The organism is Allobosea sp. FBZP-16 (assembly GCF_002831785.1).
GTDB classification, from domain to species: Bacteria; Pseudomonadota; Alphaproteobacteria; order Rhizobiales; family Beijerinckiaceae; genus Allobosea; species Allobosea lupini.
Genome location: NZ_LNCQ01000058.1, coordinates 17,458 through 22,322 on the forward strand (window position 1 = coordinate 17,458; position 4,865 = coordinate 22,322).

Genomic DNA, 4,865 nt, shown 5'->3' on the forward strand with positions numbered 1-4,865 from the left:
GCGCCATGACCGACAAGCGCCTGTACCTGAAGGCCGGCGAAGGCCGGATCGTGCGCCGCGAGGAAGACGGCGAGCTCTGGCCGGCCGAGGGCGACTTTGCCGAGCGCACCCAGTTCGTGCGCCGGCGCCTGAAGGACGGCGACCTGGTCGAGGCGCAGCCGCCGAAGCCTGCGAAGCCGGCGGCCGACGAGAAGAAGTGAGGGCGCGATGATCAACTTCAACGAGATCCTGTACGACTGGCGCGTCCCGGGCACCTATGTCGAGGGCCGGCCGGTCTACGACCAGATGGGCCTGGTCTCCTTCCCGGCCGTCGCCTACCTCTTCGTCCAGAAGCTTGCGGCTGGCACGGCGGTCGCTGCGCAGCCCTATGAGATCACCCGGCCGGAGCAGGGCACGGCGCTGTTCGGCGCCGGCTCGGTCGGCCAGCAGATGGTCCGCGCCTGGAAGAAGGCGAACAAGACGAACCGCGTGTTCGCGATCGCGCTGGCGGATGACGGCGCCGGCGTGAAGAACGTCCGGACGTTGACCTTCACCGGCGCGGGCGCCGGCACGATCCCGATCTACATCCAGGGCCGGCGCGTCCGCTACAAGGCGACCAGTTCCATGACGCCGACGCAGCATGCGAGCGCGGCCGTCCTGGCGATCAACGCCGATCCGGACATGCCGGTCGTGGCGACCTCGGCCGTCGGCGTCGTGACCTTGACCGCCAAGCATGCCGGCGAGGTCGGCAATCACATCGACATCCGCTTCCGCAAGACGTCCGAGGACATCCTCCCCGGCACGCTGGCGATCGCCGTCGCGCAGACCACGCCTGGCTCCGGCAATCCGGACGTCCAGGACATCCTCGACGCCGTCACCAACACCTGGATCACCGACGTCGTCATGGCCTGGGACGACGCCGCTAATCTCGAGCTCGTCGCCGAGGACTTCGCCGAGCGCTTCAAGGCGATGGGCAAGAAGGACGGCCACATCTATGTCGGCCACCGCGGCACCTATGGCGAGCTCGGCACCAAGGGCGCTCTGACCAACTCGCCGCACCTCTCGGCGATCGGCGCCAAGGCCGGCCTGCAGGCGCCCTGGGAATGGGCGGCGTCGCTTGGCGGCATCTGCACCTTCCAGCTCACCAACGACCCGGCCCGCCAGCTGCGCTCGCTCGTCCTCACCGGGATCGACGCGCCGGAGGATGCCGACTGCTTCATCGAGACCGAGCGCGACCTCTTGCTGCGCCAGGGCATCTCGACCTGGACGCGCCTGGTCGATGGCAACGTCGTGCTCGAGCGCGTGATCACCACCTACAAGGTCTCGAACCTCGCGGTCGCCGATACCGCCTGGCTCGACATCATGGTGCCGAAGACGCTGACGCGGATCCGCTATGACTGGGCGGCCTATGTCACGCTGATGTACCCGCGTCATAAGCTGGCGCCGGACGACAGCGTCGCGGCCAACAACAACGATATCGTCGTCACGCCGAAGCGCATGGCGGGCACCTGGGCGTCGCGCTGCAAGCTCTATGAGCGCCAGGCCTGGATCGTCGAGGTCGGGCGCACGCTCGAGCTCAGCCGCTTCGAGATCGACGAGAGCGACAAGAACCGTCTGAACGGCCAGCAGCGCATCAACATCATCGGCAACCTGATGGTGCTCGCGGCCGCGCTGGAATTCGAGGCCTGAACCTAAGGCTTCAACCCTCTTTGAAAGGAGGCCGCAGTGACGCAGGTCCTGGGCATCGTCGACATCGTCTGGCAGGGCCGGAACATCCCGGTCGAGAAGGGCGCCAAGCTCGTGCTCGGCGGCATCGTCAACAGCGGCGTGGAGTATGGCCGCAAGGTCGGGCGAGCGCAGTCCTTCGTGAAATCGGAGGTCGAGGCGACCACCGCCGTCGAACGCGGCCAGAAGTTCAAGGAGCTTTATGGCGTCGGCGAAGGCGAGCTGCAGGTGCAGTGCGACACCGGTCAGGTCTTCACCTGGCCGGACGCTTTCCTCGTCGACCGCCGTGAGATGACCGGCGGCGAAGGCGGCAAGGTGCCGCTGAAGTGGGAAGCCGGCGAACCCGAGGAGATCTCCGCGTGACCAAGCTCACCATCAGCCCGCAGGGTGCGCCGGATCTGGTCGACGAAGACGAGTCCGAAGTGCAGGAGCACGCGGCCGTCATCGTCGAGGACGACGAGGAGGCGAAGAAGGCCGACCTTCCTGCTCGCGCCACGCTCAACGCCAACGGCACGGTGACACTGAAGCTCGTGAAGCCCATCACGCTCACCATCAGCAAGGGCGGGAAAGAGCGGCAGGAAGTTTGCGCCGAGCTCACCTTCAGGGAGTTGACCGGCGCGGATCTGCGCGTCGTGGCCCAGGAGAAGGATGAGATGAAGCGCACCATCCTGACGCTGGCGCGCGCCACCGGCATGTCGTCGCCCCGGATGAACGTGCTGTTCGACCGCATGGCCCAGCGCGACGTCGGAGGGGCGACCGCGGTCATCTCCTACTTTCAGGAGTGAGTGGCCGGACGACTGGCCGCTGATCGTCGCTTCCGTCGTCCGCTATTACGGCGGCGGATTCGACAAGGCCGAGGCGCTGACGCTCTCGGAACTGCGCTGGTGGCACAACTGCGCCGCCGAGCTCGAGCGCCTCGCGGCCGAGGCCGCCAAGCAAAGGTGACGGCATGGCCGCGGGCAATATGAAGGTCTCGGTCCTCGTCCAGCTCATCGACCGGCTGACGGCGCCGCTGCGCGGCATGATGCGCGGCATATCCTCGGTCGGATCCAGCATCGCCAATCTCGGCCGACAGATCGGCGTCGTCGGCGGCGCGCTCGCCGCGATATCCCTGGCGTCGCCGATTCAGCAGGCGGCGGCTTGGGATGCGCAGCTGCGAGACATCACGATCACCGCGGGCAAGGTCGGTGGCGAGGTCGAGAAGTCGATCGCGGACATGTCCGCGCGTTACCAGAAGCTCGCCTTCGACACAGGCCAGAGCGCCACGAACGTCGCCAAGGGCGCGCAGACACTTATCGCGTCCGGCATGGACTCGACGCTGATCGACAAGCTGATGCCGACGATCGCGCGCGTTGCGACCGCAACCGGAGCGACGATCGAGGACACGGCGAAGACGGCCTTCTCCCTCAGCGACTCCCTCAAGGTGCCGGCCGAGCAGATGGAGGCGATGCTCGGAAAGCTCGTCGTGGCCGGCAAGCTCGGCCGATTCGAGTTCAAAAACATGGCGACCGAGTTTCCGTCCCTGACGGCACAGATGGCGAAACTCGGCATCACCGGGGCCGAGGCGGTCGAGCATCTCGGCTCCAGCCTCCAGATCGCCATGCTCGGAACCGCGAGCCCGTCCGAGGCGGCGAACAACCTCAAGAACTTCCTGACCAAGATCAACGCACCCGAGGCAATCAAGAAGTTCGAGAAGGAGCTGAAGGTCGACGTCACCGGCGTGATGACGAACGCAGCTGCCAAGGGCATCAACCCGGTCGAGGCGGTAATCCAGAAGATGAGCGACAAGCTCAAGGTGCCCGCCAGCGAGATCGACAAGATCATGAAGAAGGCCGGAGCCGCCGGCGGCTCTGACAAGGACAAGGAAAAGGCCGTTCGAGGGCAGATCGAGCAGCTGCTCGCCGGCACGAAGGTCGGCAAGCTCTATGCCGATATGCAGGTGCTCGACTTCCTGATCCCGGCCTTGCTCAACACCGAGAAGATGAAGGACTTCAAGCGCCAGCTGAAAGAAGCCGGCGTCGACGTCATTGCCCAGGATTTCGCCAGCCAGATGCGCGGTCTGAAACCGCAGCTTGAGCAGCTCTCGGTGCTCACCACGGCGGCGGGGAATCGCATCGGGCTCGCCTTCGCGTCGAACATTCCCATGGCAAAGGCGGCATTGCTCGAGCTGCTAAAAGGGGTCGAGGTCGTTGACCGGGCTTGGCCTGGTTTCATCAACAAAGCTCTCTCCTGGACCGGCGCACTGCTCGCCGCAGGCGCCGGCATCGCCATCCTGACGCCCGTGGTCTCCGCTCTGGGGGCGGCGGTGGCGCTACTGTTCTCGCCGGTCGTGCTCGTCACAGCCGGAATCGTCGCGCTCGCTGCTGGTGCTGCCTGGCTCTACCAGAACTGGGCGACGGTCGGGCCGCAGCTCGCCTCTCTCTGGCAGGGCATCGGCGAGAAGTTCTCAGCCGCTTGGGAAAGCATCCGCTCGGGACAGGCTCTGGAGGGTGTGATCGCGTGGCTGGGGGCGAAGATCCCCGAGCTCGCCACGGCCGTGATCAACAATCTGCCGGCGATGGTCGACGCTGGCGGCAAGCTCATCGCCTCGATCGGCGAGGGCCTCACTGCGGGCCTGATCGCCGTGACTGGACTGGGCATCAAGATCGCCGCAGAGGTCGCGGCCGGCCTGGTCAACAACCTCGATGTCCTGACCCAGGCCGGTGGACGCCTCATCGGCTCATTGACAGAAGGGGTCGAGAAGAAGGTAGGCGAGCTCCTAGCCTGGTTTGGTGGGCTGGCCGGACGCATCATCGCCGCCATCGGCAGTATCGACATCTCGAGCCTGATCAAATGGCCGACGCCTCCGGCTTGGGTGACCAAGCTCTTCGGCGGTGGGACGGATCAACCCGGCGCGACGAACGGTGTGACCGGGGCACCGGCTCCGGCGACCGACCCGATGGGCAACCCGCTCGGCGGCGGCTTCAACCCGACTTCAAACACCGGCGGCGGCTCGATCGGCGGCTCCAACGGCTTCACCAAGACGGCGGCCAACCAGAACATCGCGGTCGGTGGGCGCATCGTCGTCGAGGCGGCCGAGGGCACGCGTGTCGTCAATGTCCAGTCGACCAACCCGGCCGTGCCGGTGACGCCGAACCGCGGCTCGATGCTCGGGCGCGCCT

The 4,865-nt window shown here is 66.4% G+C and carries 5 protein-coding genes; all 5 read left to right on the forward strand.

Features of this window, described 5'->3' with window-relative positions:
• On the forward strand, positions 1–200 hold a 200-nt coding region (locus CXY91_RS28550), incomplete at its 5' end, for a DUF2635 domain-containing protein (protein ID WP_248307672.1).
• A 7-nt stretch (positions 201–207) separates the two neighbouring features.
• Positions 208–1,668, forward strand: a complete 1,461-nt coding sequence (locus CXY91_RS28555; protein WP_248307673.1) for a phage tail sheath subtilisin-like domain-containing protein — start codon at positions 208–210, stop codon at positions 1,666–1,668.
• 36 nt (positions 1,669–1,704) lie between these two features.
• A complete protein-coding gene (locus tag CXY91_RS28560) occupies positions 1,705–2,067 on the forward strand; it encodes a phage tail tube protein (RefSeq protein ID WP_100965354.1) in 363 nt (120 codons plus the stop codon).
• On the forward strand, positions 2,064–2,489 hold the full coding sequence (locus CXY91_RS28565; RefSeq protein ID WP_100965355.1) for a phage tail assembly protein: 426 nt from the start codon (positions 2,064–2,066) through the stop codon (positions 2,487–2,489). Before CXY91_RS28560 ends, CXY91_RS28565 begins: the two co-directional genes overlap by 4 nt.
• Before the next feature lie 164 nt (positions 2,490–2,653).
• Positions 2,654–4,865 (forward strand): phage tail tape measure protein (locus CXY91_RS28570; RefSeq protein WP_100965356.1); only part of this gene is annotated, 2,212 nt, incomplete at its 3' end.